At 47.2% G+C, this 358-nt stretch carries 1 protein-coding gene; it reads right to left on the bottom strand.

The genetic code is table 11. The annotated features are described in order from the left end of the window. Nucleotides 1-171 (bottom strand): single-stranded DNA-binding protein (gene ssb, locus LD028_RS08650; protein WP_237811572.1); only part of this gene is annotated, 171 nt, incomplete at its 3' end. Nucleotides 172-358 lie beyond the last annotated feature (187 nt).

The following is a 358-nucleotide window of genomic DNA, read 5'->3' as shown; positions in this document are numbered from 1 at the left end:
GGCAAGTTTCTGCCAGGTTACGATGTTGATAAAATCCGCTTGCCTTTCTCCTTCTTGATTGGCAAACGGGCGATTCACAGCCAACGTAAACGTCGTAACAGCGATCCCGTTTGTCGTGTAGCGCATCTCCGGATCTTTCGTCAGACGACCAATCAAGACGACTCGATTCATTTCTTCTCCTTTCCGCCGATTTCTCGGCCCGTGCTATTGGTACGCCCGCACGAGGGACCAAATAAAAAAAGACTTCCTAACCTTAGCGGTTGAAAAGTCTTGGTTTCTGTGCCTGATGAAAAAACTCATGACAGGCTGTATTTACTTACAAACTCCTCCGGGGTCAAAAACTCAATCTCTTGGATGA

The organism is Anoxybacillus sp. LAT27, from assembly GCF_022030075.1.
Taxonomy (GTDB): Bacteria; Bacillota; Bacilli; order Bacillales; family Anoxybacillaceae; genus Anoxybacillus; species Anoxybacillus kestanbolensis.
This window is presented reverse-complemented; position numbering and strand designations above follow the sequence as displayed.